We start from the raw sequence: 26,432 nt of genomic DNA, 5'->3' as shown, positions 1-26,432 counted from the left end.
GAGGGGATTACGATGAGCAATTGGGTGAAAACTATTTTATTTTTAATAGGTTCCGCGCTGTTGACGCATCTGATCCCTCTTCGTTTTTTCGCAATCTGGATACGATGGTTCATGAATTCGGGCACGCAGTTGTAACGCTTGCTCTATCCGGTAAGGTGCAGTACATAGAGCTATACGCTGACCACAGCGGAGTAACCCACTCGCTAATCACGAAGTCATGGTCGGTCATTCCCGTATCGCTAGCCGGTTATATGACGGCCTCTCTCTTTGCTTGGTTTCTGTTTGCTGTCTATGCCAAAGGGAAGCAGCGTCTCGGCTTGCAGGTAATGACGGTGGTTGCCGTTCTCTCCCTTGTTCTCTTTGTACGAAATGCGTTCGGTATAACCTTCATACTCGGACTAATTGCAGTTACGGTTCTGGCTCTCGCGTTGGCGCCAAAATGGCTCAGGGACTTTTATTACCTCTTGCTGGCATTCCTGTGCTTGGAGGAATCGGTTTTCGGACCGCTGTCGCTTGTGCAGTACGCATGGATTAACGCACGTCAGGCAGGGGACGCAACCAATTTGGCACTTAATACGGGAATACCCGCTATTGCTTGGGCTATCGGTTTTACCTTGTTCGCTCTGTGGTGCGCGAAGCAGGCGGTTCAAGCGTTCTTGGGACGCAAAGGAAGCAGGTCTACTCGTGCGAAAAAGCCGGCAGTGTCGTATAGAGAGTGATGCAGATAACATAGGGGGAGAAAGCGCTTTAAAGCCTTTCTTGCCACCAAGGACAAACTATGTTAAAATACACTTGCTGAACTTTTAGCAAAGTAATGGTTATTGGGGTGCTAATCATGGTAATCGCAATGAAGATTCTGTTAATTATAGCTTCGATCGGTTTAATTTGCGTTGTCTTGCTTCAAAAAGGTAAGAGCGCTGGTTTATCTGGTGCGATCTCCGGTGGAGCTGAGCATTTGTTTGGTAAGCAAAAAGCTCGCGGGCTAGAGTTGTTCTTGTCTCGTTTTACAATGGGACTTGCAGCTGCATTTTTCATTCTCTCCATTGTCGTAGCCTACGTAGTGAAAACCGCTTAACACACATAAAACGATAACAGCAGGGGAAATCTACTCCTGCTGTTTTTTCATTTTTATGTAGTGCTGAGGTGTGGTTTCATGGATATGGGTGAGAATAGAGTATATAGGTCGACTGAGCCTTTCAGCTTTAAGGGGCTTGGTTCAAAAAGTCAGATCGCTTTGCTAATGGTGCATGGATTTACAGGGTCGCCATCGGAATTCAGGAGAGTCGGTTATTTTTTACATGACCAGGGGTACACCGTACAAGCTGTAAGGCTGCCGGGTCATGGCACTTCGCCGGAAGAGATGCGCAGAACTGAATGGACGGATTGGTATGGGCATGTGAGGGACCAATATGACGAATTGGCTGCGGTGTGCAAGAATATTGTAGTGATAGGACATTCCATGGGCGGGCTGCTGACCTTCATGCTGGCAGCGGAGCGGAGACCTGCGGGTATTATATCCCTGGCCGCCCCCATCTACCTTGCCACTCGACATGCTTCATGGGCGGTATTACTTCAATACATGCTCCATTATGTAGAGAAAAAGTCAAAGAACATCCCCACTTTGTTAAATGAATCATGTGCGTATACCAAAACGCCGATTCGTTCTGTCGTTTCGCTGCTGCGATTGATTAAAAGAGTTAGAAAGCTTTTGCCAAAGATTGCAGCGCCGGTTTGGATCGGGCAGGGGAACCAGGATGCAGTCGTAAGACATCATAGCGCCGAATTTTTATATCAGAAGGTGGGTTCATCAGTCAAAGAGCTCCACTACTATCCACGGTCATCTCACGGCATGCTGCTGGATTTGGAAAGAGAACAGATTTATGAAGATATTACCTCGTTTATCGAATCTCTGCAGTTCGAACAATAGGTACATAGGAAGTCCGTGAATTCGACAAGAAGGTGAACAACGATGGTAAATGAACAAGATATATTAAGCTTTATGCAAGAAACGGCGTATAAGCCGATGACGTATCAGGAGCTTGAGAAACATTTTGGCGTGGAGAACGCCACCGATTTTAAAGAATTTCTCAAAATCCTCAACAATTTGGAGCAGGAAGGTCTCATTCTGAGAACGCGCAACGACCGTTACGGCGTACCAGAGCGTATGAACTTAATTCGAGGCAAGCTGCAAGCTCATGCCAAGGGCTTTGGCTTCCTTATTCCTGAGGATCGGGATCAACCGGACGTGTACATTCACGCCAATGATATGAATACCGCTATGAATGGGGATCTCATTCTCGTTAGAGTCACTTCAAAGAGCCCGGCGGGCGGGAGAATGGAAGGCGAAGTGGTTCGTGTCGTAACGAGGGCGAACTCGCAGATCGTGGGGACTTTTCAAAGCCAAGAAACGTATGCCTTCGTAATTCCTGACGATAAGAGGGTAACTAGGGATATCTTTATTCCTCAGCACGCTTTCATGGGCGCAGTTACGGGGCAAAAGGTCGTCGTCAAGCTTGTCAGCTACCCGGAGGGCAGAGCTGCGGCGGAAGGTGAAGTTGTCGAGATTCTGGGGCATAAGGATGACCCGGGTATTGATATTTTGGCTATCGTACGTAAATTTCAGCTCCCAGAAGCGTTTCCAGAAGAGGTTCTTCAAGAAGCTGATGCTGCACCGGATACGATTAGCGAAGAGGAGATTCAAGGGCAAGGCCGTAGAGATTTGAGGAATAAGCGGATCGTCACAATTGATGGTGAGGATGCCAAGGACCTGGATGATGCGGTGAATGTTGAGCGTCTGGAGAACGGTAACTATGTGCTAGGTGTGCATATTGCCGATGTCAGCTACTACGTGCGTGAAGGGTCCGCTTTGGACCGTGAAGCTTATAATCGGGGCTGCTCCGTCTACCTGACTGATCGTGTCATTCCGATGCTTCCTCATCGGCTTTCTAACGGAATATGCTCGCTGAATCCGCGAGTGGATCGGCTTACGATGTCCTGTGAGATGGAGTTTGACGAGAACTTAACAGTGGTTCGCCATGATATTTTTACCAGCGTTATTAAAACGAGTGAGCGGATGACGTATACCAATGTCAGAAAGCTTCTGACAGGTGAAGCGGAGCCGGAAGTGCTCGAGCGCTACGAGTATTTGATGGATGACTTCAAGCTGATGGAAGAGCTGGCGATGAAGCTTCGTTCCCGTCGTATGAAGCGGGGAGCCATTGATTTTGACTTCGAGGAATCCAAGATTCTCGTAGATGAAGAAGGTAAGCCAACCGATATTATCAAAAGAGAGCGTTCCATCGCTGAGATGATCATCGAGGAATTCATGCTTGCTGCCAATGAAACGGTGGCCGAGCATTTCCATTGGTTGAAAGTGCCGTTTCTGTACAGGATTCATGAGGATCCCGATATGGAGAAGCTGTTTCACTTCATGGAGTTCATTACGAATTTCGGGTATTCCGTTAAAGGCAAGGGCAACTCGGTTCACCCTCGTGCGCTTCAATCCTTGCTTGAAGAAATCAAGGGAACGACAGAAGAGACGGTTATCAGCAAAGTGATGCTTCGTTCCATGAAGCAGGCGCGTTATGATTCCCAGAGCTTGGGGCATTTCGGATTGGCCGCGGAATATTATTCCCACTTTACGTCGCCGATCCGCCGATATCCCGATCTTATTATTCATCGCGTGATTCGTGAGGTACTTGAGAGCGGGGTGCTATCGGATCAACGTACGGAGTATTTGGCTGGGCGTATGGACGATATTGCCCGTCAGTCCTCGGAACGTGAGAGAATGGCCGTTGAGGCGGAACGGGAGACTGAAGCGCTCAAGAAAGCCCAATTCATGCTTGATAAAATTGGTGAGGAATTCGAAGGCATCATATCCAGCGTGACCAACTTCGGTATCTTCGTAGAGCTTGAAAATACGGTAGAAGGCTTGATCCGTTTAAGCGATCTGACCGATGATTATTATCATTATCATGAAATGCATCATGCGCTGGTCGGGGAGAGAACTTCCCGTACTTACCGAATCGGTGATCAGGCCAAAGTACGCGTAGCCCGCGTTAATATGGATGAGCGTACCATTGATTTTGAAATGGTGGATATGAAGCCTCGCAGTGAGAGCCGCGGCGGGTTCCGGGGAGGAGATTCGCGAGGCGGCAGCAGAGGCGGTGCGGCCCGCGGTGGACGTGGAAGCGGCGATCGCGGTCGTGGCGCCGGAGACCGTGAACGGAGTGGCGGAGGTCGTGGGACCGGAGACCGCGGTCGAAGCGGCGAAAGTCGAGATAGTGGAGCAGGTGAACGGAGTAGCGGAGACAGCCGCGGTCGTGGCGGTAAAGCCGGCGGTGGCAGTAAGGGCGGCAAGCCATGGGGCAAAAGCGGCAAAGGTGGCTTTGTCGGCGCGAAGGCCGGTGCGCGGACGGGTGCAGGTGGTGCGGGTCCAGCTGCGGGAGGAAAGGGTAAGGAGAATAGGGACGGCTTTGCCGGAAGCGGCAAGCGAAGCAAGGACGGCAAGGTTCGTCTGGGCGACGCGCCTGCCTTTGGAGCTGCGGAGTCCCAGAGGAACGCAGCAGTTGGTGTGGAAGAGCGAGGACGAGGTCAGCATGACTCGTTCGAGAGCGCGGGAGGCGCCGCAAGAGAGCGCAGCGGCGCTTCGGATCGAGAGCTTCGCGGCGGTGTTGAGGGCGCGAAGCGAAGGGCTTTAGGCGCTGCCGGAGGCAAGAGCGGCGGCAGCGATTGGGCGAGCGGCGTGAACGCGCTCGCCAAGGGCGGACGCCGCCGCGGAACGGGCGGCAGCAGCGGTGGAGGCAAGAAGCGGCGCAAGTAGCCGCTTCTTGCTTTTCAGGCGCGAACTTGCTACAATAAGTTTCACATTGGAGCAAGTTCGCGCATGCTTTTGTAAGCGTGCGGAAGGAGGATCTCACGTGGCAACGAAGAAGGCCGAGGGCAAAGTGCTCGCCCAGAACAAGAAGGCGTCGCACGACTATTTCATTGAAGATACGTACGAGTGTGGCTTAGTCCTGACCGGCACGGAGATCAAATCCTTGCGTGCAGGCAAAGCGAATTTGGGAGATAGCTTCTCCACCATTCGCAATGGTGAAGCTTTCGTGCATAACATGCACATCAGTCCGTTTGAGCAGGGCAATCGCAGTAATCCGACGGATCCTACGAGAGCACGCAAGCTGCTCATGAAGAAGCCAGAGATCGCGAAGCTGCTGGGACAGTCGAAGCAAGAAGGCTACACGTTGGTTCCCTTGAAAATCTACATCCGCAACGGCTACGCTAAGCTTTTGCTTGGATTAGGCAAAGGGAAGAAGCAGTACGACAAGCGTGAAACCGCAGCGAAGCGGGATGCGCAGCGTGATATTCAGCGGGCGCTTCGCGAGAAGCAGAAGGTGGCCAGATAGCTCTTGTTGCTGGTTGAGCCTGTGCTTTAGTTCCGCGATAACGAATGAATATGGCATGGAAGACTTGGCAAACAGCGCCTGAACTGCCATGAACCTAGAGGTTCACAAGTAGATAGAATGTGCTATACTAAGTAAGCAGCCGAGGGAACAACAAGGCTCGAAACGAAAGTCGAAGCAACACCTTTCACCTTCCTTGCTTCAAGGGGCAAGACAGAAGGTCAATCCGGGGGCGTTCTTGGATTCGACGGGGATAGTTCGAGCGCGGGTTGCGGGTAGTGGGGACGCGTCCACTTCATCAACGCTAAAGCCTATTAAATGGCAAACAAAACAACAACTTAGCTTTCGCAGCTTAATAACCTGTGAGCTAGCTTCTACCCTGCATCGCCCATGTGCCGGGATAGGGGCCCAACTTTAGTGGGATACGCCGCTTCGGTCTCCGCCTGGGGTCGACGGAAGAAGATAATCAGGCTGACCCAACGCAGAGCGGGTTACGGCGCGCTGCTCGGGTGACATCAAAACTGTGACTACACCCGTAGATGCCTGTGTGGCGATATTTTCGGACAGGGGTTCGACTCCCCTCGCCTCCATATGTTAAATCCACACAAAACCTCACCTTCAACTAAAGGTGAGGTTTTTATCTAGTTTATTCCAACTATTTATTTGGAGGATAAAATGTATACTACTCTTGAAAAAGAAGGTTTTATTAAGGTTTTTGAGACATTAAAACTTTTTAAAAGAATTACCTCGAACAAATTGGCACAAGATGAGCAACAAGAAGGCCAAGAAATAATAAAAGATCTATATGTTGATTTGCTTCCACATGAAGGTATCTTAAGAAAGCTGCTATCGAATAATACGTTCATTCTGTTAGGAAGAAAAGGAACAGGGAAATCGACATTATTTGCACGAGCACAATATGATATTGCAACAAAAAAGGTGAACTTATCTGCATATATGAATGCAAAGTCTATAGTAGATGATATGAAGAATAAAAATAACAATGTTAAATTACCAAAATTGGAGGAGGTTTTGGACACCGTACAATTAGAGAGATTATTATTAATACGACAATTTTTAAATGAATTATTAAAAAGCATTGTTGACGATCTTAAGAAAGAAGATCAAGGTTTTTTTGAAAAGATACAGAACAAATTTAGGGATAATAAAATAGAGCATATAATCAATTCCATCAAGGATAAAATTGAGAATCCAACATTGTTTAAAGTAAATAGTGTCCTTATACAAAAAAGCAAAAAAACTGAGTCAAATAAAAATACAACATCTTCAGAACATAAAGGTGAAGTTGGTGGTTTGAAGGAAATTTTATTGAAATTATATTCTAAGATTAATACATCTCGAGAGCGCACCTCCGGTCGAGAGAATGAAAACATAAATGTGTTTGCAAGACTTTTTGATATAGGAGAAATTATTGATGGGATTAAAGAATTATTATGTGTAACTAAAAGGAAGAGATTATTCATATTCATCGATGACTTTTCCGAGCTTTCAAAGGAAGATATGGAAATTTTTTTCCAAACAATTATTAATCCGATATATAACTCTGCACGTGATGAATTAGTACTAAAAATAGCAGCCTATCCTGGAAGAATTTCTTACGGAGAGTTGGAGGCCGGTAAATATGACCAACAGTCAATAGATGCCTTTGAGTTGTATGGGAGACATTATATTGATCTTGAGAGAAAATCCAGTGATTTTATAAAGCGCCTGCTAGAGAATAGAATAAATTATTTTTGCAAAGTAAATATTGACAAATACTTTGACCTAAAGGAGATGCATATCGAAGAACTATGTTTACTTCTATATGAGGCGACAATTAATATTCCTAGGACTTTAGGGCATATTCTCAGTTTTTGTTATGATAATGCTATTGTTTATAATAAGCCAATAAACAAGTCCATAATCTTTGAAGCGATAGAGTATGTTTATGATAAAATAACAAAAACTTATTTTGAAAAAGAATATAGAAGCTTGGGAGTTTACGAGGAGAAGATTGATATTTATAGTCAAAATCAGCTCTTAGAAGCGCTCTGTGACAAATCTCTTGAATTAAAAGCAGAACTTCCTAAAACAGATAATTCGCATTTTTCAGGTTTAGAGTATGCGTATACAAGTCATTTCCAAGTAGCTCCAAGTGTAAGTCCCTTTCTGGATTCTTTGGAGCTAAATGGATTAGTACATAAAGTTAGTATTCTTGCTCAGAAGGGAGTAAAGGATGGACAAAATCCAGATGCTTTTATTTACTCTCTTGACTATGGTCTTTCTCTTAATAAAAAAATTCTTTATGGTCGTCCTGAGAGGACAACTAAATATACGAAATATTACCAACAAAGAAGATTTGACTTTAGTCATTTAATCGCACAAACACTATCTTCAAACAAGAAAATCGTATGTAAAAGTTGTAAGGCAGAATATGATATTTCCGAGTTGCCTAACATAGAGAAGTTTCATATGATGTGTATCACATGTGGTCAAAAGACATGTGAAATTGACTATGATCAAAAATTAAAGAATTTAGTACAAGAAAATCTTGATAAGGCGAAATACCATAAGGATGAGTTAGACATCTTACATGCTGTGGGACTTTTTAGTACGAATTCAGGGATAAAGCCTTACCCTTTGGAGGTAGGGCAGGAACTTGACACAACATACCAATCAGTAGTAAGGAATGCTAAAGAGTTGATAGAAAAGGGATTACTTACTAGAGAAGAAGACACTGATAAAAAGAATAGGCCATACTATAAGTTGACAGAACAAGGGAAACATGTAATTAAAAGTATTTATTCTTGATTTCAATATTATACTTAACTGCGTCTTTTAGAACATCGCCGTTCTATAGTATATCTCCATCAGAACATACTATATTAAAACGTATATCTAAACCACGCCCCGGTTCGAAAAAAGTTTTTAATCAAGGCTTCTAGCCTGACCAATTGCTTTTATGGACAGGCTTTTTGTGTGCTATACTTAACGTAAAGAAGAAATACCTTTCGGAGGTGAAGGGAATGCGTTGGGGAGAGGTTAGAGAGCAATTCCCAGATGAGTGGGTGGTATGCGAGGCTTTGAAGTCTCGTTCGGAAGACGGCTATTGGTTCGTTGATGAAGTGGCACTTATTGATCGCTTTGATGATTCCACAGTGGCAATGAAGCGCTATTACGAATTGCATCGGGAACAGCCTTACCGGGAGTACGGCTTTTTTCACACATCTTGTGAAACTCTGAAACTTCGTGAGAAATGGGCGGGGGTAAGAGGGCCCAGATGAACATAGAAGTGAAATACGGGTTACCTTTCATAGAAGTTACGATTTGTTACCGTGGAGAAGTGCTGCACTTGAAACATGTTTTGCTTGATACTGGTTCAGCCGGGACGATTTTCAGTGCTGACGTAGTGGAGGCCATCGGGGTTAAAGTTGAGCCTGGAGATGTTCTGAACAAGATCAGGGGTGTAGGAGGCGTAGAGGTCGTGTACTCCAAATTTTTCGATTTTGTGAGGACAGGCGGAACTTCTCTAGAAGGCTTTGAAGTGGAGATTGGAGAAATGAATTACGGAATGGAGATTGACGGTATCATTGGTTTTGATTATATCCAATTAGCAGGTTTGATAATTAACTCCAAAGAATTGACGGTATCAGCGAGAGAGTAGCTAAGCGACAACACCAAACATCCTCAGCATGACGTTACGGCGGATTGTGGATTTACCCGTCCACGCTTCGCCTCCATACAAAAAGTAAAGGACACCCGATAGGGTGTCTTTTACTTTTGTATGGAAGTTACAGGAGGGGGCGAACCCGGGGTTTAGTCCTGCCCGTAGGGAGCGGAGCGGACGAGCACGGTATCGAAATCTACCGCTTGGTTGTCAACGTCGAATTCTTCCAAGGATTCAGGAGTACCCCAATATACATTTGTTGAACCAAATGAGTTTACTAAATTAGTTGTATACCTTAGGACAAAAGGCAAAGGACTAGTTGTCGAAGGTCCATGGGGTATTGGAAAAATATCTAGGATAAAGAAGGCAATCGAGAGTAAGCGTCTAACAAGAAGGTGTATTCCAAGTCAGTCTAGATTTTGAGACAATTCCCTTAGAGTAAGTCGTTGGAGTTTTTCGACTCTACTCGAAAAACTCTAATGGGAGTGTGTTCAATTGCAAACTCTAGAAATGAGGAATCGCTATCGGCTTCAGCAGTGGACCGAGATTGTTCGTGACTGCCGCTCCAGTGGTCAGACTGTGGTTCGATGGTGTGCCGAGCACGAGGTCAGTGTGAAAAGCTATTATTACTGGCTTCGGAAAATCCGTGAAGCTGCTTGTGAATCCCTTCCTGCTTTCTCCTCTCCGAATGAACCAACTCTAGTGCCGGTCCCTCCATCTTTGCGGACGAACGCCTCACGTTCCGAAGCAAGTCATGAACAAGCGGCGATCATCCTTCGTACGGATGCCGTTACGATCGAAATTCATCAGCATGCGTCTACCGTACTTCTCGAACAGACGCTTCGCATCCTGCATTATGTTCGGTGACATTTCTAAGGCTGATCAACTGTATATTGCCTGTGGTTATACGGATATGCGAAAATCTATTGACGGTCTTATTCTCGTGGTGCAGCATCAGCTACAATTGAACCCGTTTCAGAATCATTTGTTTTTGTTCTGCGGTCGCAAGCGCGATCGAATGAAAGCCTTGTACTGGGAAGGTGATGGCTTCGTCCTGTTATACAAGCGACTGGAATCAGGTCAATACCAGTGGCCCATGGATGCGGAGGCCGTACGCTCGATCACGCCACAGGAGTTTCGGTGGTTGCTGGAGGGGCTATCCATCCATCAGCCGAAAGCGGTCAAAAAGCTTGATTTTACCCCTTCCATCTAAGTCGTAACAGAGCCAAAAACCTTTGCGAAATCTGGGTTTATACCTGCTTCTATGTTATAATGGTAGACATAGAAGACAGTGAAGGAACGGTATCTCATGAGCCCCTCGGAACAGCTACAAAAAATGGAACATCGCATCGGCGACCTGGAAAAAGAGAATAAGCGGCTACAAGAAACCGTGCAATTTCTAACGCAGAAGCTTTACGGCAAAAGCTCCGAGAAAACAGCTCTCCTCCCCGTAGGAGTGGAGCAACTGTCTTTATTTGATGAGGCAGAGACAGCAGCTTCACGAACTGCACAAGAGCCGACCACCCAGCAGATCCAAAGCTACCAGCGGAAGAAGCAGGTAGGTGAACGAGCGGAGCTGCTTCAGGATCTTCCGCATGAAAAGCGACTATTTCAGGTTCAGGACCGTTGTTGTGACGTATGTCATAGCGAGCTTGTCTTGGTGGGCGAAGAGTTTGTGCGCACGGAGGTGGAGTTTATCCCTGCCCGTGTTCAAGCCATTGCTATCTACAGAGAAACCCTGGAGTGCCGGACATGCCGTAAAGAGGACAAACCTCAAATGAAAAAGGCAGCGACGCCTACGCCGGTCATCCAGCATTCGATGGCCTCCGCTTCCTCTGTGGCATGGGTCATGCACCAGAAATTTGTGAACAGCATGCCCCTGTACCGTCAGGAGAAGGAATGGAAGAGCATCGGTCTTGATCTGAGTAGAGCCACTATGGCGAATTGGATGATTGCGGCCTCAAGAGACTGGCTGAAACCACTCGTGAATCGACTGCATGGGCTGCTTGTAAAAGAGCGATATCTTCATGCAGATGAAACGCCCTTGCAGGTGATGAATGAGAAGGGACGGAAGAACACGACTGACTCTTACATGTGGATCTACAGCAGTGGGCAGCATAGTGAGCATCCCATACGAATCTTTGAATACCAACCAGGGCGAGGGGCGAAGTACCCGCAAGCGTTCCTGAAAGGATTCAAGGGATATCTACATAGCGACGCCTACTCGGGCTATGCGAATCTAACAGGGACAACATCCTGCCTGTGCTGGGCGCATCTTAGACGTAAGTTTGTTGAGGCGTTGCCACCAGAGGCGAAGCAGTCTGCAGAGTCGCTTGCAAGTAGAGGAGTCGCTTATTGCAACAAGCTTTTCGAGCTGGAGTCACAGTTTAAGTCACATACTGCTGAAGATCGAAAGGAGCAACGTCTGGTGCAGGAAAAACCTGTACTCGATGCTTTTTGGTCATGGGTAGAAACGGCCAAAGGTAAAGTTCTTCCTAAATCCAAGCTAGGCGAAGCACTGAAGTATGCGCATAACCATAAGCAAGAGTTGATGAATTACTTACAAGATGGGAACTGTGTGATCTCGAACAATTTAGCTGAAAACAGCATTCGTCCCTTTACCGTGGGTCGTAAAAACTGGTTGTTCAGCGGCAGCCCACGGGGTGCAACCGCAAGTGCAGCGATCTACAGCATCGTAGAGACCGCAAAGGCAAATGGATTGAACCCGTACAAATATCTAGTTTATCTGTTGCAACAATTACCATCGGCTGCATTTCGCCAGCAACCAGAGCTACTTGATGCGTGCCTTCCATGGAGTACGGAGGTTCAAAAACATTGTACATAACGCAGAGCCTGTGGATCTTCATGAACCATGGGTTTTTCTTTTGCAATACACCTGGTTATTAGACGCTTACAATCGAGAAGCTGCAGCTGGAAGATACTGTGTTAGAAACTACTGCAAGAGACCCGGCGAACTTGAACAGGATTGAGAATCTACCTAACGAAGGCTTCCGGGGAAGTGTTATTGTCGATGACTTTCATAGATTTGATGACAAGGTAAAAGAAGAAATAGCTGATTATATGAAAGTCCTTGCAGATCGAGATGATGAAAACACTAAAATGGTTATCGTAGGTATTAATAAAACTGGCGATTCTCCGGTAAAGTTCGCTAGTGACTTAAACAATAGAATAGATCCTATAAGATTTAAGCCTACGTTGCCTGAGCAAATTTTTAAATTAATATCAACTGGAGAGTCGGTTTTGAATGTAGAGATCGATACTAAAGAAGAAATTTCTGCGGCAGCTCAAGGTAGTCTTCATATTGCCCAAATATTGTGTAAGGATCTATGTTTGCGAGCGGTAGTAATAGAAAAATGTGTTGATAAACAACGACTCTCAGTAAGTTTGGAGCTAATAAAGCAGAATGCTTATGAGAACCTAGAACGGACATTTGCGGAGACAGCCCGCATATTTGCGCGACAGAAGACCTAAGATTCGTTTACAATTGATATTTTGAAGAAATTAGAGATGCAAGTAAATGAAATTGTTGAAGATATTGTTGAAGATATTATAAAGAAACTTTCTGAAGTAAGGATTTAAGATAGAATAGAAGGAGTTCCATGATTAAATCTATGCCATAAAAATTGAGAATAGTAAACTACGGCGAATTGTGGATGAGCCAAGCTAGGGCTCGATTGTTTGAAGCTTTGTTCATGCAAACCTACAATATTTAATGCTGGACAGGGGGGCGATATGGCTGCACTTAAACGGACTCGATCTGGATGTTATCCGGTCGAGTTTTGTTATGTTATAATCAGTATATCAATCGGAGTGCGGGAGGGATTAGGATGCGATGGGAAGAAGTTCAAGAAAAGTTTCCTGAAGAGTGGGTAGTATTCGAGGCTGTGAAAGCTCATTCGCAAGATGGGTTCCGGTACATTGACTCGGTGTCTGTTATTGATCGTTTTGAAGACTCACTTGATGCGATGAAACGATACAAGCAATTGCACAAAGACCAGCCGGGAAAAGAAATTTATTTTCTGCACACATCGCGTCCGGATTTGAAAATTGAAGAGAAATGGGTAGGATTCAAAAGATGGCGGTAGATTTGAGGCTGTTGCACGGATTACCCATTGTTTGTATTGATGTTGTGTTCTTGGGTCGTCAACTTCGTCTGGAAAATGTGTTGCTGGACACTGGTTCGGCTGGAACTATCTTGGATGCGGATAAGGTCGCAGAAATTGGCGTAAGACCGGAAGGTACTGATCGAACGGCAATTATTCATGGTGTTGGTGGAACGGAAATCGTTTTTACAAAGTGGCTTGATGCTGTGGCTTTAGGTGATTGGACAGTGAATGAGTGCAAAGTTGAAATTGGGGCTATGGATTATGGTATAGAAATTGATGGTATCCTTGGGTTCGATTTCATTCGGACAGCAGGACTAATAATTGATACAAATAAGATGCAAGTGTATGCTCCTCATTAAACTACCTCCCCAAACAACCTCAGCATCACGCGGCGGCGAATTGTGGATTTCCTAAGCCACGTCTTAGGAAATCGAACCCATGTCCGTATAAAACCACAACTTTTAATGCAAGACGGGGGCGATACACCCCAATCAGGTATAGCTTAAAATCATCATAGCGAAAGAACCGCCAGTTGCGTCTTGATGACGCATTTGACGGTTCTTTTCGCTTTATAAGGGACTAAGTACATTACGTTATAAATAGGCGAGCGGGCCTGTGCGTCGGGCTGCTGCTCTGCGGCTGTGAGGGCTAAGAAGTGGATCGCACCGTCGCGGTTACATTCCTGCTTGATGAAGTTTAATAGTCGATGCTGTGTGTGGTTCATCGTCATGCTGCTCTTCTTCTTTAGAAGAGGATGCGGTTACTGTTATAACAACAGTCTTCTGCTACTAACAGAGACATAGACAGAGAGCAGCCAACTCTTGCTGGATTCCAGCATCTGAGTTCTTCGTAGGATCGACAAAATTTTCATCCGATTCCTCCATTCCATTGCCCACTTATAATCACAATAATGTATCCGCTCAGTCAGAGCAACGATAAATTGTAACATAATGGACCCGTCATCCGATTCCCATAGGTCCCCGCTTGTCAATCGGTGGAAGCTGAATTTATGATAGGTTTATGAATATTACGGGGATGGAGGGCTGGTACATGGAAATGAAAGGAGCGGGATTGTCCGTACAGTCGCTGCGAGGAGTGCCTGAACTGAAGTATGTGAATGCGGATAATGTTGTGCGTTATCGGGCGATTATGCGATTTTTTTATCAGGAGTATAAGAGGTTAAGGTATTGGCTGAAGCCGGAAGAGGTGTTTGAAGCTCTCGCTGCTTGGAACGTGTGGCCGGATTATACGTTGGAGATGTGCCAGAACGATCTTGATCAGCTAGTAGGGTGGAAAAACTTGACTGCACGCCACGACGGTGGGCGTTCCTCGACGCTGGAGGAATATTTGCGGAAGAAGATGCAATATTTACTGCGTCCATATTCGATTGAAATTGAGAGATTGCTAGAGTCGTTGGAAAAGGTAACCGGCTACGGCGGGTCGTTGGAGGCTTCTCTGTTCGATACGATAGCAGACAAGCTGTTCACGATTCGCAGCGAAGCCGGGCTCATGCAACCGGAAGCTGCGCTAGAGCTGTGGAATGTGTTGTACCGCTCTTTTGTCAGTTTGCACGAGAATGCGGCCGATTATATTGCCAGCTTGCAGACGGCCAGAGCGGAGGAAATGCTGGTAACGGAAGCATTTCTTCTATTTAAGGAGAAGCTGACGGATTACTTGCAGAATTTTATTCAGGCGCTTCAGCGAAGTGCTTATAAAATCGAGGGCAATCTGCTTCGGATTAATGAAAATATTCGAGATCAATTTTTGGAACTGGTTGTGGAAGGGGAGTTAAACAAGCCCAGGTTGGAAGAGGGACCTGATAAGGAGGAGATGTTGGAAGAAATGAGACAAGGCTGGGCGAATATCCAGCGCTGGTTCATTGGCGAAGGTTCTTCGCTCAGCGAGTTGACGCTCCTGGAGCGAGCGACCAAGGATGCGATCGCACGCATTGTGCGCAGTGCGATTCGCATTCAGGAGCGTAAACGTTCTGGGCTTAGCCGGAAAAAAGAGCTAGAACATCTGGCTCGGTGGTTTGCTTCCGTGGAGACTGTGGATGAGGCGCATCGTTTGTCCGCCTTGGTGTTTGGGCTATTTCCTACACGGCATCTGCAAGGGGAGGATTTACGCGATTCCGACAGTTCGGATATGTCTTCGTGGGAGGAGCGTCCGACGATGCGCACGCTTCGCTCACGCAGCCGCAAGCGTGGTGAACGACAGCAATCGGATGCAGTGCGCGATAACGAGCTGCGCAAACAGCGCGAGAGGGAAGCTTTCATGTTGCGGCAGGCGGAGGAGTGGCGGATGATTGAGACGCTGCTGAAGCGGGGGAGTGTCCGCATCTCTGAGTTAGGCCCCGTTACAGCCAAGGAACGCATGCGGCTGTTGCAATGGATCGGCAGGTGCATGACCGCCGGGACTACGTATTCGTTCGTCACGCCGGAAGGGGTTCGCATCCGCATGAATAATCCGCGAACAACTGAACGGACGGTGATGTATGCCGAGGACGGAGAGCTGGAGATGGCGGACTATGAGATGTATTTTATGTTGACGGAAGCGACGTCAGGTATGGTTGCGGAAGCAGCGACGGCCAGTGAAGAAAGGCAGGAACTGTAGATGGCGACAGGAGCATTACACAGAGCAAGCAAGCGTGCGAGGAATGCAGAGCAATTGGCCGAACGCAAGCGTGCGTGTGTGCATGCGCTGCTTAACAGGCCGTGGGTGGCGAAGGAAGACGATGCAGATTTGTATTTTACAATTAAGGATCATTATGAAGAACTGCGGGACTGGTTGATGGATAAAGCGGGGTTTCCGCTCATTGTCACCAGGACGATCGCCAAGCTGGACAAGACACCGGTTAAAGCTTATCCGTGGATGGGCTTCACGGAATTCCGCGAGAAGCGGGACTATGTTTTTTTTACTTACGGACTATGGTATTTGGAAGGAAAGACGGAGCTGGATCAGTTCTTGCTCTCGGATATTGTGGAAGAGATACGTGAACAGCTTGTTGCTGACGGTATGGAGGCCGACTGGGCAAATTACTTTGACCGACTGGCTATGGCGCGAGCGCTTAAGAAATTGAGGTCACTCGGCGTGCTTCATAATGTGGACGGGGATGAAAGTAGCTGGGCTCAGGATGCGGACCGCAATGCATTGTATGAGTGTTCGCCGAATGCTCGTTATGTGCTCAGACGGTTTCCACGCGATCTGACAGGATGTTCGCAGCTAGCGGACCTGGAAGACCCGATTCCCTATGCGAGCACGCAGGAAGGCCAGTCGATGCGCCGCAGGCATCGCGTGTATCGGAGACTGTTGCTGGAGCCGGTTGTAGCCGACAGACAGTGGGATGAGGATGACTTGAATTATGTGCTGTGGCAGCGGAGAGCCATTATGGATCAGTTGGAAAAAATGCTTGGTTGGGTGGGGCGTCGCTATCGAGAGGGCTTGCTGTTTTTCCACCCGGAGTTGACCGCGGAGAGCGATTTGTTCCCCACACTGTCGGCAGCATCAGATTTGGCGCTGCTTGCAGCAGGAGAAATCCGCAAAATGTTATCGAAAGAAGCCGGGTTGCATGCGGAGGAATACGGGATGGTTAGGCTGACAAAGGCGGAGCTGGAGACCATATTCTATCAATTGCAGGAACGGCATAAAGCCTTCTGGAGCAAGGAGCTAAGGGAGTTTTCCTCGCAAGAACTGGCGGAGTTGTGTATGAAACATTTGGCTGAATGGGGCTTTGGAGAGCATGAGGGAGAGTCCTCATTTCTCATATCGCCGATACTGGGCAGATGGCAGGCAGAGTATGCCAATACGGATTTTGACAGGGAATAAGGGAGGGAATGAAGGATGGAATCTACGTATACACAACAGAATGCTCAGACAAGGGATAAGGACGGTCAAGAGACGGGCCGATGGCAGATGAATCGTGTCGGGATTCTCAACTTCTGGTATTACGATGAAGAGGAATTCCAGCTGGAGGAAGGCAGGTTGATTCTTCGCGGGTCGAATGGCTCCGGTAAATCGGTTACGATGCAAAGCTTTTTGCCGCTCGTATTGGATGGAGATAAGCGGGCGCACCGGCTCGACCCTTTCGGTTCGCGGGATCGGAGAATTGAATACTATCTGATTGGGGAGGAAGACAGCGGGAAGACGGATGCGACAGGCTATCTGTGGATGGAGTTCAAGCACGGACGGACCGGTGCGTTCAAGACGGTGGGCATTGGACTGCGGGCGAGGAGGAATGCGCAGCAAGTACAATTCTGGGGCTTTTTGTTGGAAGACGGTAGACGAATAGGCCGTGATTTCTGGCTCTATGACCGTAATCGTTGGTTGGAAGACGAGCTGCGGATACCGCTTGATCGGAAGGGACTCGAGGCCAAGATCGGCTCCGGGGGACAGGTTGTGCACGATCAGAAGTCGTATCAGGAGCTAGTGAATAAACAGATTTTTGGTTTTGCAGATGGGGATGCTTTTCAGGATTTGCTGCAGCTTATGATTCAATTGCGTAGTCCGAAGCTGTCCAAGGATTTTAAGCCTACGGCTATTTACGACATTCTTCATCAAGCACTGCCGCCGCTGCTGGAGGAGGAGCTTCGTCCTCTGTCGGAGGTGCTTGAGGATATGGATCAAATGGCCGACAGACTTGATGAAATTAAAAGGCATCGCAGTGAAATGATGAAGCTGCAAGAGCGATACGATTTATATAACAAACAGGTGCTCTTTGTGAAGTCGGAGCAGATGTTGGATGCTAAAGCTGCGTATGATGAAGTTGCATCCAGAGTGAAGGCTTCCGAGGAGACCTTGGGACTTGCGGTAAGTGATAAAGCAGCAGCCTTGTCGCGGCAGAGCTCCATTCAGATCAGGGTACAGGAAATTGCAGCAGAACGTGGTGTGCTGGAGCAGCACGAGGCGATCGGTAAGCAAAGAGAGTATGAGGCTGCTTCGAAGACGCTGGAGGATACGGACAAGCAACTGGAGCGTTCCAAGGACAAAGTGGCCAAAGGACGGATCAAGCAAGAACGATTGGAGCGAGATGGACAGGATACAGAGGCCAGGAAGGATGCATCTGAACGGGAACAGCGGGAGCTGCTAGACGAGATGGAGGCGATGGCCGGAGATATGGAATTTGCCGGTCATGCCATTTACCACAGGTCATGGATGAAAGATGTGCCTGCAGGTGATGCTTGGAGAGATGGCTGGCGGAAGGATGTGAAGGCACACCGGGAAGCGATTGATCTGGCTTTGGCCAAGGCTGTTCAGGAGAAGGCTGCTGCTTCGCTGGTGAAGGAACGTGAGCTTGAGATGGGTGAAGCGAGCCGAATTCGAGATGAAGCCGAACGTGAGCGGGCGGATAAGGAAAGGCAGTTGGACGAACAGAAAGAAGCGATTAAGGACGAGATTATAGACTGGCAAGGCGACTTGCGCCACATGGAGTTTGACGACGAGGCCGTTCGGGAGACGTTCAGTGAGATACGCTTGTATGGTTCTGGATCGGGGCATACCGCATCACTTGAACCAATCCGTGCAGCGATGTTAAATCGGTATGCAAGTACCCGAGACAAAATGGTCGCGCAGCGAATAAGGATTGAGAACGAGCGACAGGCTTATCTGACCGAGCAAGATGTGCTGCGTCAAGAAAAGCTCGGCTGGGAACAAAGCCGCGAGCCGGAGCCTAAGCGCAATGCGGGGCGCTTGGCGGCCCGCAGCAGGAAGGGGCAAGGCGAAGGCGCACCGTTGTTCGCTGCTTGTGATTTTAGAACGCATGTGACGGATGAAGCAAAGGCTCGTATTGAAGAGGCATTGGAACGCTCCGGTCTTCTGGACGCCTGGATATCACCTGAGGGTCAGCTTGGCGCATGCGACACGGGTGAGGAAGAGATGTGGATTATGCCGAATCCACTGGAGTTCGGTTTCACTCTTGCGGACTTACTGGTCGCTGCCCCCGCGGAGAACAGTGGATTGACCTCGGATGCCGTGGACAGGGTGCTAAGAAGCTTTCTGTGGGATGAGGAAGGGCATTTTGTTGGGGACAGTGACTGGCATGGAGTGATTGCTGCCGACGGCTCTTATCGACTGGGACCATTGGTAGGTAAAACCAGTGTGAAGCCGCGCGCGGAGTATATTGGCAAAGAAACCCGCGAGCGTACGCGTCTCATGGAAATCTCCAGATTGGAAGAGGCGATTGCTGTCCTGACGAGTAGAATTGACGAAGTAGAACGGCAAGTTGTTAAGCAGCTGGACGCTGAGCGTGAGCTTGCAGAGGAACGCGATGCGTTCCCGAGCGGCGATGATTTGCTGCAGAGCGCCAGCGATTGGCAAGCTGCTACTTATCGCCTGCAAGCTGCTGCCCATCAGGAAGAGCGGGCCATCGAGCGGTATAAGTCGAAGTCTGCCGAGTGGCGAGAGCTTCAGCGTGAATTGCATGGACTAACGACTGGCTGGACACGGCTAAAAAGGGAGAAGGAGTTGGCGGAGGCTATCGCGATCCTTCGCGATTATGAAGGCTGTCTCTCCGAGCTGCACTCTGCATGGCGGCAGTACCAGGATGCTCAGACAACGTGGCAGAGATTGCAAGATGAACTGGAATCTGTTGTTGCTGAGTTGGAAGACGAGGAGATACTCGCTGACGAGCTTGATGAGCGGCGGCGGAAGTATCGGGCAGAGGTTGAAACGCTAAGACAACTCATTGAGGAACTGGGGCTCGCCGACGTAGCCCGCAAGCTCCAGGAGCTTCGCACCGAGCTCACAGGGTTGCTGGCACGGAGCAAGGAGCAGGAAGCGCTTCTGGATGAAGCGAAGAGCAAAGAGGCGCGTGCGGAGGCTCAATTGGTGCTGCTGAATGAGCATGAGGTAGAGCTTCGCACAAAGCTGGAACGTGCGAGGGGGCTGTGGCAAGGCGAATATCGCCGTGGTTTGGTGGCCGATTGGCGCGCCAGGGCAGACGAGACAGGCGACCCGGACGGTTCAGGGGCTTCTACATTTGCACAAGCGAAGGACATCAGGAGACAATATGAGACTCTGTTCGCAGCGCGTAACGCCGAGAATATCCTGAATCGATTGCTGGAGCAGTTTAATGCAGCGCGCATGTTGTTAACTGAATATGTGCTGGAGACGCTAACGGATGAGGCATCTGGACGGTTATTGCTGCTGTCGATGCGCAATGTTCAGCAACCTCTGCCGCCCCAAGCGCTGCTTGAGGAACTGGAGGAGCAGGAAGCGGAGCAGAGTTCTCTATTAAGCGAGAAGGACCGCGAACTGTATGAAGAAATTATTTTACGCAGTGTAGGGGAAAGCAATTCGGCAACGGATTCACCGTGCCGAGCAGTGGGTGAGGCAGATGAACAAGCTGATGGAGGAGCGCGATACGTCCAGTGGCCTGCGCTTGAAATTGGAATGGGAGCCGAAGCCGGCGTCCGGGGATCAACAGTTGGATGTCTTCGATCTGGTGGAACTACTCAAACGCGACTCGCAACGGCTTCGGGAGGACGAGATTGATGCGATGATTGGGCATTTCCGGGCGCAAATCACCAGCGCCAAGCAGTCCGCGCAGGAGGAGCAGGAGTCGCTTCGTCAGCATCTGTATCGTGCTCTTGATTACCGCAGTTGGTTCCGATTCGAGCTTAAATATCGTAAGGGGGAACAAACAGGATACCGCCCGCTGACCGATGCAAGGTTTAACGTGCTGAGTGGCGGCGAGAAGGCCATGGCGATGTACATTCCGCTTTTCGCGGCTACATGGTCCCGTTATTCCGATGCGCGCTCGGACGCTCCGCGTCTCATCTCGCTGGATGAAGCATTTGCTGGAGTAGATGAAGAGAACATGCGGGATATGTTTAAGTTGCTGACCGACATGGGCTTTGACTATATGATGACTTCCCAGGTACTGTGGGGGTGTTTTGACACGGTGCCGAAGCTTGCGATCTACGAAATTTACCGTCCAAAGGATGTTGACTTCGTCACGCTCTTCCGCTATCGCTGGAACGGCAGTCGGAAGGAATATGTGGAAGGCGGTATACGGGCTTGAGTCAGCAGGAGGGAGTGATTCACGTAGCCGTTGGAACAGACGTGACTCGGATCGAGAGAGCAAGAAGGTACTTCTCGCTGCCGGGGTTCGAGCGGATGCTGCGAGAGGTGTGGAAAAGGTATGCGGGATTGGAAGAAGCGAAGGGGCATGCTGTTGTGCGAGGAGCGACAGCCGAGGAATGCGAGGCGCTTAATTCATTCTTTGGCTGGTACAAGCGGCCTGGAACTGATATCCGAATTTCATTGGCGCAGTTTGAGACGGAGCTACAGGAATCAGCATTTCCTTTTACTATTACTGAACTGCATGAGATCATGACGGGGAGCCCGTTGTTGACGAAATCAGACTTGAAGCTGCTAGCGGAAACCGAGTGGCATTCTTTATTCGGGAAGATTGAAGAAGCATATATGGATGCGCCTGTACACCTCGCACAGGCTGTTCAGGACTGGCTCGCCGGGTTAAAAACTGGTGCGGCGGGCGGCTACCGAACGCTTCGGGAACTATGGCGAAGTTCCCCTGAGGCGGCTGAGCGAGAACTGGGGATTGCGGTAAGGGCTTGGCAATTGCTGCTCACAGGAGAAGCGGGAAGATTAGTAGGGGATCAAGCGCGGGCGGCGATCCGAATTCCAGTGCTGGCTGCTCTGGCGGCGGGACAGCCTCACGCGCTGGACCGGAACCAAGCAGCAGGCCGGTTGTTCTTTCAGGCACTGCGTTCGGCACTGCAGGAAGGACAATCCCTCAGCGAAGCGGATGCCTCAAGTCCCGGAGAAATCACAAACGTAGCCTCTGGCATTGACAGCCTGGTCGCCAGGAGCATTTATCGCAGCGTTGGTCTCCTGGATGATGATATCTCGTCATCTGTTCATCTCTATCATCCTAGCGGGGGAGCTATGAAAGGCCCGTATGTGATGACGCTTAGACAGGTGGATGCCGCCCCTGTGTTGCCGCTTGTTCAGCATATCTATGTTGTAGAAAATCCTGCTGTATTTTCTACCCTTGTAGATGCGGCGGATAAGCGTTCGTTTGTCGGGTCAGTAGAAGATCAAGATACTGTCGGACCTTTGCTGATGTGTACAAGCGGTCCTGCCAGCGCTGCCGCACTGCGGTTACTAGATCGATATATCGAAGAAGGCCGGATGCGGGGCAGTTTGTACTATTCAGGAGATTTTGATATTAAAGGTGTTGAGATTGGTAATGTTCTAGCTCTGCGGTACGCTGAACGCTTTGTTCCGTGGTTTTTTGATGGGGATCATTATAGAAAACGCGTTGAGATTGGTAGTCAAATGTTTGTACCGTTCTCCAATGAGGAGAAAGCTCGACTTGCGAGGACGCAAGCCGAGTGGGACGAATCACTTTGTGTAACAATGGGTTCAAGGGGCTATAAATTGTTTCAAGAGCAGTTTATTGTTCCGCTGGCACAAACATGGATGCTCGGGCTTGGAAGCGAGTAGAAGGGAGGACATGCAGACACTCAAAAAAACTGATTCCGGTATAATGGGAATAACACTATTAAAGCCAAAACATGCTTGGGAAATTAGCAGTAATTTTTAATGGATGGCAAGGTATTCCTCGGTTTGCTCTGACATTAGCGTCTAAGGGGAAATTTAAAAGCTACCTCATAGAAAACTGTGAAAAGTAGCTTTTAATTTCCTAATTTCATAAAACAAAATTGCTTCAATTTACAGATACATATCTAAAATCCAATCTAAGTGGAGTGTATCTTCTAGAGGCGCTGTGCATCATTACCAGCTGGCTTTTAGAAGATGGATGTGTTATAATGAAGTTAATTATATAAATGGAAACTAATTCGCATATTGGAAAAGGTCTCATTTTATGATGGTACTTTTTCCAATGTGTGAATTTTTTTATACACGGAAAATGAACATGTTAAAAAAATAGTAGCGGAGGTTTTATCATGCAAACAGGTACAGTAAAATGGTTCAACAGTGAAAAAGGTTTTGGATTTATTGAAGTCGAAGGTGGAAGCGATGTATTCGTACATTTCAGTGCGATTCAGGGCGACGGCTTCAAATCGTTGGACGAAGGCCAGTCCGTTCAATTCAATGTGGTTCAAGGAAATCGCGGACCGCAAGCTGAGAACGTTACAAAAATTTACTAAACGCACGCGAAGCTGCTCTTAACTTATCAAGAGCAGCTTCTTTTTTTAATAAAAATGATAAATAGGGGGATAAACATGTATTTTAATGCTCGCAATAAGTTTTTGAAGCACTCCCCGTTGAAGATATTCAAATTTGGTCTTGTACGAAGGAAGGGTGTAAGGGATGGATGCGGGATAATTTTGCATTTGAAACCCAACCACTCTGCTGTTTATGCTCATCACCTATGGTTAGGAATATGAAGCTGCTGCCGCAGCTTATTAATTCTAACAACGATTTAAAGGCGCTTAAGAGAGGCGTTCGGATTCAGCCGTAAGAGTGACCACTATGTCAATTCGTGAGGTCAGTGTATTCATTGGGAGGTGTTTGATTTGTTTATCAATCGTCAGCTGCTGCTGCATGAGGTGGATTTTGACAATGCCGTATTTACCAGAACTCCAATATCCGTTTGGAAAGAGAATCAGCAAGTTGATTTTGGTGGGAGAATGACCAAGCACGACGAAGCAGCTGTATATATTGAAGGTGGGTACTTTCTGAAAGAAGAATTTGTTTTTTCCGTGAGGCTGTAGAGCCGAACGGGAAAATTTTTGCGAGCTGAGGCGAATTGTGGATTATGTTGAATGAAAGGCACCCATCCTGTTTAATTGGATCGGTGCCTTCTTTCGTCCCGTGGAGCCATTCCTCGGAGAGTTATTTTGGTCTCGGCCGCGCCTTGATTTCGATATCTTTGTACGAGTAAATCCCTAATTTCAGAAAGTAATATTTCCTCTTTTTTAGGAGCGGGTGATTCGGATGCCTTGCTCTTTTCTTTTCGCTTGAATCTGTGGATTCCTTTCACAACGAAGAAAATGGACAGCGTGATGATCGCAAAATCAATCACGGTCTGAAGAAATGTTCCGTAGTTGATGACGGCTTCTCCATATTGGAAGTGTAGTCCGTGCAGGTCGACCCCGCCAATAAGTAAACCAATGAGAGGCATGATGAGATCATCGACTAGAGAGGTAACGATTTGTCCAAACGCCGCACCGATGATGACTCCTATCGCAAGGTCGAGAACGTTGCCTTTTAAGGCAAAAGTTTTAAATTCTTTCCACATTGACAGGCCCCCTTCGTTAAAGGATATGGGATTTTGAGTAGCAGTAGAACGAACGGTATCATTTGCTGGCTAAAATTTGGGTGCTTTCTCTTCTTGATTTATTATTTTATAGGCTGCACTTATGTGATGTTTGATATGGATTTTCACTCAAAAGCTAACTTACCCACAAAAGGGCATATGGTAAAATAAGGGGGAGTTTTGTTATCTTGAACTAGATCAAAGGGGGGCGTACTCTATTGAAAAAAATGCAATGGATCGGAGTCCTCGGAGGACTCTTGTGGATCGTATGCTGGACGAAGGTTTCTATGTATCCTCCAGCTCCTTTGGGGGGATATCGGGAAGGTGAGGATGTCCATGGTTTATTGATTACCGCTATTCTGTTATTGGTGATAGGGCAGGTGTTCTGGATAAGGGCTGAGCGTGCGCATGTCGGAACCGCAGCTTTGATTAGTCAGGCTGTCGTTAGTGCAGCGATTTTGCTTATGGCGATTGGTCGTTTTATTCAATCATTGGGCGGGGATCCTCAGCCTACTGTGGCGATCGGATGGATATTGACGGTGCTCAGCATGCTGGTATTCAGCATGACCTTAGGGAAACCGTATACATTTTGGAGCAGGGCTTTGATTTTATTAACGGCTTTGTGTTTTGCCTTTCTAAGTGAGCTCGATTGGCGGTCATGGCTTGCCTTGCCATACGGCATCTGTTGGTCGATTCTGTTTCTTGTTCCTGTGCGGCGAAAATCGAGGGAGAGCGCCAAGGTGCTAAATCGACTAAATCTGTAGGGAGGATGAGCTTTCGAGCGGTTCGGTAAGCCCGGAAAGGAAATCATAAACGGATGTCAGTGTCCGGAAGTATACAGAAAAACCTCCTGATCCTGTGTGAGGCATTCCTTAGAGTTTCAATGAAATAACCAGGGGGTTATTCGTTGTCGTTCTGAGAAAGGGCTTGGATCAAGAGGTTTTTTTCGTTATGAAATCGCATAGTTTGAAGAACGCCGCCGTATTTGATTACAGTGTACTAACGTTTATGCACCTCGCTACACTCGCTTCGGCAGTAGATGCTTGAACTTGCGCCGCAGCTCGTGGAGCTTCTCTCCATTCTCGAGAGCGGAGTGTTCCTGCATTTTGCCGACGGCGACGACAAGGGTTTCGATTAAGGCGATCGGGGCGGTCATGGAGTGAAACTCCCAGAGCTCTCCCCGCTCTGTGTACAACAAGATGTCTGCTTGATCCAGCATGTCGTTCACGGCCAGGTCCGTGACCAAGAGCGTCTTGCAGCCGCAATCGGCTGCGTACTCCAGCAGCGCCTTCATTTCCGGCGATTGCGAGACAAAGCCGAAGATGACGATCACGTCGCTTGGTCCCACGTGAATTAACGTGTTCAGGAGTTCATGACCGCCACGTGAGAACGTTTTGACGTTCGCTCCGAACCGCGACAGACGGAACTCCATGAGCGCAGTCAAGCAGACGGCCGATCCCGGCCCGTATAGATAGATGGTGCTGGCTTCATGCAGGACAGTCACGGCTTGCTCGAATGCTGCTTGATCCAAGCGCTCCGCTGTTTTCTGCAAATACTCCGTCAGTTGGAGTACACCTGAGGCGGCTGTGCCGGCTTCTTCCAGCTTGCCGAATGCGGACTGCAGCTTGATGGAAGGGGAGAGCAGCCATTCTTCCTTGGCCTGCTGCTTAAACTCGCGCAAATTGCGGTAGCCGATTTCTCCCCAGAACCGAGAGACGGTTGAGGTGCTGACTCCACAAGCCTGTGCGAGGTCCTCTTCGACCATGAACGGGATGTTTTCCGGGTTTTTGGCAATATAATCGGCAATTCGTTGATGTCCTTTGGACAACTTCGTGTCTTCTAGTGCAAAATTCATGGATGTATCACCTGCCTGCTATGTTTGGGGGAGCTTGTCGCGCTATCAGTCCGCTAACTTCGAGAGGATCTTGTTAAGCCTACTACATGCTATGTTTGAGGGAGCTTGTCACGCTAGCAGTCTGCTAACTTCGAGAGGA

The 26,432-nt window shown here is 48.1% G+C and carries 24 protein-coding genes, 1 other RNA gene and 1 pseudogene; 24 read left to right on the top strand and 2 right to left on the bottom strand.

Annotated features, from left to right (window positions below; genetic code table 11):
* Positions 1 to 20 precede the first annotated feature (20 nt).
* From L0M14_RS26370 to L0M14_RS26260, 23 genes are all read left to right on the top strand, one after another.
* Positions 21 to 719, top strand: a complete 699-nt coding sequence (locus L0M14_RS26370; RefSeq protein WP_311198787.1) for a M50 family metallopeptidase — start codon at positions 21 to 23, stop codon at positions 717 to 719.
* A gap of 116 nt (positions 720 to 835) precedes the next feature.
* A complete protein-coding gene (secG, locus tag L0M14_RS26365; RefSeq protein ID WP_235119395.1) occupies positions 836 to 1,075 on the top strand; it encodes a preprotein translocase subunit SecG in 240 nt (79 codons plus the stop codon).
* 84 nt (positions 1,076 to 1,159) lie between these two features.
* Positions 1,160 to 1,927 (top strand): alpha/beta hydrolase, encoded by a 768-nt coding sequence (locus tag L0M14_RS26360; RefSeq protein WP_235119394.1) that lies wholly within the window; start codon positions 1,160 to 1,162, stop codon positions 1,925 to 1,927.
* A 42-nt stretch (positions 1,928 to 1,969) separates the two neighbouring features.
* Positions 1,970 to 4,822, top strand: a complete 2,853-nt coding sequence (gene rnr, locus L0M14_RS26355; protein WP_235119393.1) for a ribonuclease R — start codon at positions 1,970 to 1,972, stop codon at positions 4,820 to 4,822.
* 97 nt (positions 4,823 to 4,919) lie between these two features.
* Complete coding sequence (gene smpB / locus L0M14_RS26350; protein ID WP_235119392.1) at positions 4,920 to 5,402, top strand: SsrA-binding protein SmpB; 483 nt, start codon at positions 4,920 to 4,922, stop codon at positions 5,400 to 5,402.
* Positions 5,403 to 5,627: 225 nt separating this feature from the next.
* Positions 5,628 to 5,992: a transfer-messenger RNA gene (gene ssrA / locus L0M14_RS26345) on the top strand.
* A gap of 82 nt (positions 5,993 to 6,074) precedes the next feature.
* Positions 6,075 to 8,210 (top strand): helix-turn-helix domain-containing protein, encoded by a 2,136-nt coding sequence (locus tag L0M14_RS26340; RefSeq protein WP_235119391.1) that lies wholly within the window; start codon positions 6,075 to 6,077, stop codon positions 8,208 to 8,210.
* Positions 8,211 to 8,425: 215 nt separating this feature from the next.
* Complete coding sequence (locus L0M14_RS26335; RefSeq protein ID WP_235119390.1) at positions 8,426 to 8,683, top strand: hypothetical protein; 258 nt, start codon at positions 8,426 to 8,428, stop codon at positions 8,681 to 8,683.
* Positions 8,680 to 9,063 (top strand): retropepsin-like aspartic protease, encoded by a 384-nt coding sequence (locus L0M14_RS26330; protein ID WP_235119389.1) that lies wholly within the window; start codon positions 8,680 to 8,682, stop codon positions 9,061 to 9,063. Before L0M14_RS26335 ends, L0M14_RS26330 begins: the two co-directional genes overlap by 4 nt.
* A 498-nt stretch (positions 9,064 to 9,561) precedes the next feature.
* Positions 9,562 to 9,933 (top strand): IS66 family insertion sequence element accessory protein TnpA, encoded by a 372-nt coding sequence (gene tnpA / locus L0M14_RS26325; RefSeq protein WP_235119388.1) that lies wholly within the window; start codon positions 9,562 to 9,564, stop codon positions 9,931 to 9,933.
* 46 nt (positions 9,934 to 9,979) lie between these two features.
* Positions 9,980 to 10,279 (top strand): IS66 family insertion sequence element accessory protein TnpB, encoded by a 300-nt coding sequence (gene tnpB, locus L0M14_RS26320; protein ID WP_235119387.1) that lies wholly within the window; start codon positions 9,980 to 9,982, stop codon positions 10,277 to 10,279.
* 96 nt (positions 10,280 to 10,375) lie between these two features.
* Positions 10,376 to 11,911, top strand: a complete 1,536-nt coding sequence (gene tnpC / locus L0M14_RS26315) for an IS66 family transposase (protein ID WP_235119386.1) — start codon at positions 10,376 to 10,378, stop codon at positions 11,909 to 11,911.
* A gap of 98 nt (positions 11,912 to 12,009) precedes the next feature.
* Complete coding sequence (locus L0M14_RS26310; protein WP_235119385.1) at positions 12,010 to 12,558, top strand: hypothetical protein; 549 nt, start codon at positions 12,010 to 12,012, stop codon at positions 12,556 to 12,558.
* Between the two features lie 356 nt (positions 12,559 to 12,914).
* Complete coding sequence (locus tag L0M14_RS26305; RefSeq protein ID WP_235119384.1) at positions 12,915 to 13,172, top strand: hypothetical protein; 258 nt, start codon at positions 12,915 to 12,917, stop codon at positions 13,170 to 13,172.
* Positions 13,163 to 13,552 (top strand): retropepsin-like aspartic protease, encoded by a 390-nt coding sequence (locus L0M14_RS26300; protein WP_235119383.1) that lies wholly within the window; start codon positions 13,163 to 13,165, stop codon positions 13,550 to 13,552. Before L0M14_RS26305 ends, L0M14_RS26300 begins: the two co-directional genes overlap by 10 nt.
* Before the next feature lie 691 nt (positions 13,553 to 14,243).
* Positions 14,244 to 15,806 carry a TIGR02677 family protein gene (locus L0M14_RS26295; protein WP_235119382.1) on the top strand — a complete coding sequence of 521 codons (1,563 nt, stop codon included), beginning with the start codon at positions 14,244 to 14,246 and terminating at the stop codon, positions 15,804 to 15,806.
* Complete coding sequence (locus L0M14_RS26290) at positions 15,807 to 17,018, top strand: TIGR02678 family protein (protein WP_235119381.1); 1,212 nt, start codon at positions 15,807 to 15,809, stop codon at positions 17,016 to 17,018. It begins immediately after the preceding gene.
* A 15-nt stretch (positions 17,019 to 17,033) separates the two neighbouring features.
* Entirely contained in the window at positions 17,034 to 20,681 is a 3,648-nt protein-coding gene (locus L0M14_RS26285; protein WP_235119380.1) for a TIGR02680 family protein, read from the top strand.
* A 4-nt stretch (positions 20,682 to 20,685) separates the two neighbouring features.
* Entirely contained in the window at positions 20,686 to 21,210 is a 525-nt protein-coding gene (locus L0M14_RS26280; RefSeq protein WP_235119379.1) for an SbcC/MukB-like Walker B domain-containing protein, read from the top strand.
* A complete protein-coding gene (locus L0M14_RS26275) occupies positions 21,207 to 22,658 on the top strand; it encodes a TIGR02679 domain-containing protein (RefSeq protein ID WP_235119378.1) in 1,452 nt (483 codons plus the stop codon). The genes L0M14_RS26280 and L0M14_RS26275 overlap by 4 nt, the downstream gene beginning before the upstream one ends.
* Positions 22,659 to 23,122: 464 nt before the next feature.
* Positions 23,123 to 23,326, top strand: coding sequence for a cold-shock protein (locus L0M14_RS26270; RefSeq protein WP_235119377.1), 204 nt, complete (start codon positions 23,123 to 23,125; stop codon positions 23,324 to 23,326).
* 125 nt (positions 23,327 to 23,451) lie between these two features.
* On the top strand, positions 23,452 to 23,640 hold the full coding sequence (locus L0M14_RS26265; RefSeq protein ID WP_235123040.1) for a cold-inducible protein YdjO-related protein: 189 nt from the start codon (positions 23,452 to 23,454) through the stop codon (positions 23,638 to 23,640).
* A 55-nt stretch (positions 23,641 to 23,695) separates the two neighbouring features.
* A complete protein-coding gene (locus tag L0M14_RS26260) occupies positions 23,696 to 23,893 on the top strand; it encodes a hypothetical protein (protein ID WP_235119376.1) in 198 nt (65 codons plus the stop codon).
* Positions 23,894 to 24,048: 155 nt separating this feature from the next.
* On the opposite strand, the pseudogene mscL reads toward L0M14_RS26260, so the two are convergent.
* Positions 24,049 to 24,420, bottom strand: a pseudogene (mscL, locus tag L0M14_RS26255) (large-conductance mechanosensitive channel protein MscL); the annotation flags it as partial.
* A gap of 236 nt (positions 24,421 to 24,656) precedes the next feature.
* Between mscL and L0M14_RS26250 the strand changes: the two are divergent.
* Complete coding sequence (locus L0M14_RS26250) at positions 24,657 to 25,202, top strand: hypothetical protein (protein ID WP_235119374.1); 546 nt, start codon at positions 24,657 to 24,659, stop codon at positions 25,200 to 25,202.
* 254 nt (positions 25,203 to 25,456) lie between these two features.
* Here L0M14_RS26250 and L0M14_RS26245 read toward each other — a convergent pair whose 3' ends face one another.
* A complete protein-coding gene (locus L0M14_RS26245; RefSeq protein ID WP_235119373.1) occupies positions 25,457 to 26,293 on the bottom strand; it encodes a MurR/RpiR family transcriptional regulator in 837 nt (278 codons plus the stop codon).
* Positions 26,294 to 26,432: the final 139 nt, after the last annotated feature.

Source organism: Paenibacillus hexagrammi (assembly GCF_021513275.1).
In the GTDB taxonomy this organism is placed as follows: domain Bacteria; phylum Bacillota; class Bacilli; order Paenibacillales; family NBRC-103111; genus Paenibacillus_E; species Paenibacillus_E hexagrammi.
This window is presented reverse-complemented; position numbering and strand designations above follow the sequence as displayed.

Excerpts from the sequence above, each read along its gene's own strand:
- L0M14_RS26295 (WP_235119382.1), top strand. The coding sequence starts at position 14,244 with ATGGAAATGAAAGGAGCGGGATTGTCCGTACAGTCGCTGCGAGGAGTG.
- secG (WP_235119395.1), top strand. The coding sequence starts at position 836 with ATGGTAATCGCAATGAAGATTCTGTTAATTATAGCTTCGATCGGTTTA.
- L0M14_RS26360 (WP_235119394.1), top strand. The coding sequence starts at position 1,160 with ATGGGTGAGAATAGAGTATATAGGTCGACTGAGCCTTTCAGCTTTAAG.
- L0M14_RS26340 (WP_235119391.1), top strand. The coding sequence starts at position 6,075 with ATGTATACTACTCTTGAAAAAGAAGGTTTTATTAAGGTTTTTGAGACA.
- tnpC (WP_235119386.1), top strand. The coding sequence starts at position 10,376 with ATGAGCCCCTCGGAACAGCTACAAAAAATGGAACATCGCATCGGCGAC.
- L0M14_RS26245 (WP_235119373.1), bottom strand. The coding sequence starts at position 26,293 with ATGAATTTTGCACTAGAAGACACGAAGTTGTCCAAAGGACATCAACGA.
- L0M14_RS26280 (WP_235119379.1), top strand. The coding sequence starts at position 20,686 with ATGATTGGGCATTTCCGGGCGCAAATCACCAGCGCCAAGCAGTCCGCG.
- L0M14_RS26290 (WP_235119381.1), top strand. The coding sequence starts at position 15,807 with ATGGCGACAGGAGCATTACACAGAGCAAGCAAGCGTGCGAGGAATGCA.
- tnpB (WP_235119387.1), top strand. The coding sequence starts at position 9,980 with ATGCGAAAATCTATTGACGGTCTTATTCTCGTGGTGCAGCATCAGCTA.
- L0M14_RS26330 (WP_235119389.1), top strand. The coding sequence starts at position 8,680 with ATGAACATAGAAGTGAAATACGGGTTACCTTTCATAGAAGTTACGATT.
- L0M14_RS26305 (WP_235119384.1), top strand. The coding sequence starts at position 12,915 with ATGCGATGGGAAGAAGTTCAAGAAAAGTTTCCTGAAGAGTGGGTAGTA.
- L0M14_RS26270 (WP_235119377.1), top strand. The coding sequence starts at position 23,123 with ATGCAAACAGGTACAGTAAAATGGTTCAACAGTGAAAAAGGTTTTGGA.
- L0M14_RS26335 (WP_235119390.1), top strand. The coding sequence starts at position 8,426 with ATGCGTTGGGGAGAGGTTAGAGAGCAATTCCCAGATGAGTGGGTGGTA.
- L0M14_RS26285 (WP_235119380.1), top strand. The coding sequence starts at position 17,034 with ATGGAATCTACGTATACACAACAGAATGCTCAGACAAGGGATAAGGAC.
- L0M14_RS26300 (WP_235119383.1), top strand. The coding sequence starts at position 13,163 with ATGGCGGTAGATTTGAGGCTGTTGCACGGATTACCCATTGTTTGTATT.
- rnr (WP_235119393.1), top strand. The coding sequence starts at position 1,970 with ATGGTAAATGAACAAGATATATTAAGCTTTATGCAAGAAACGGCGTAT.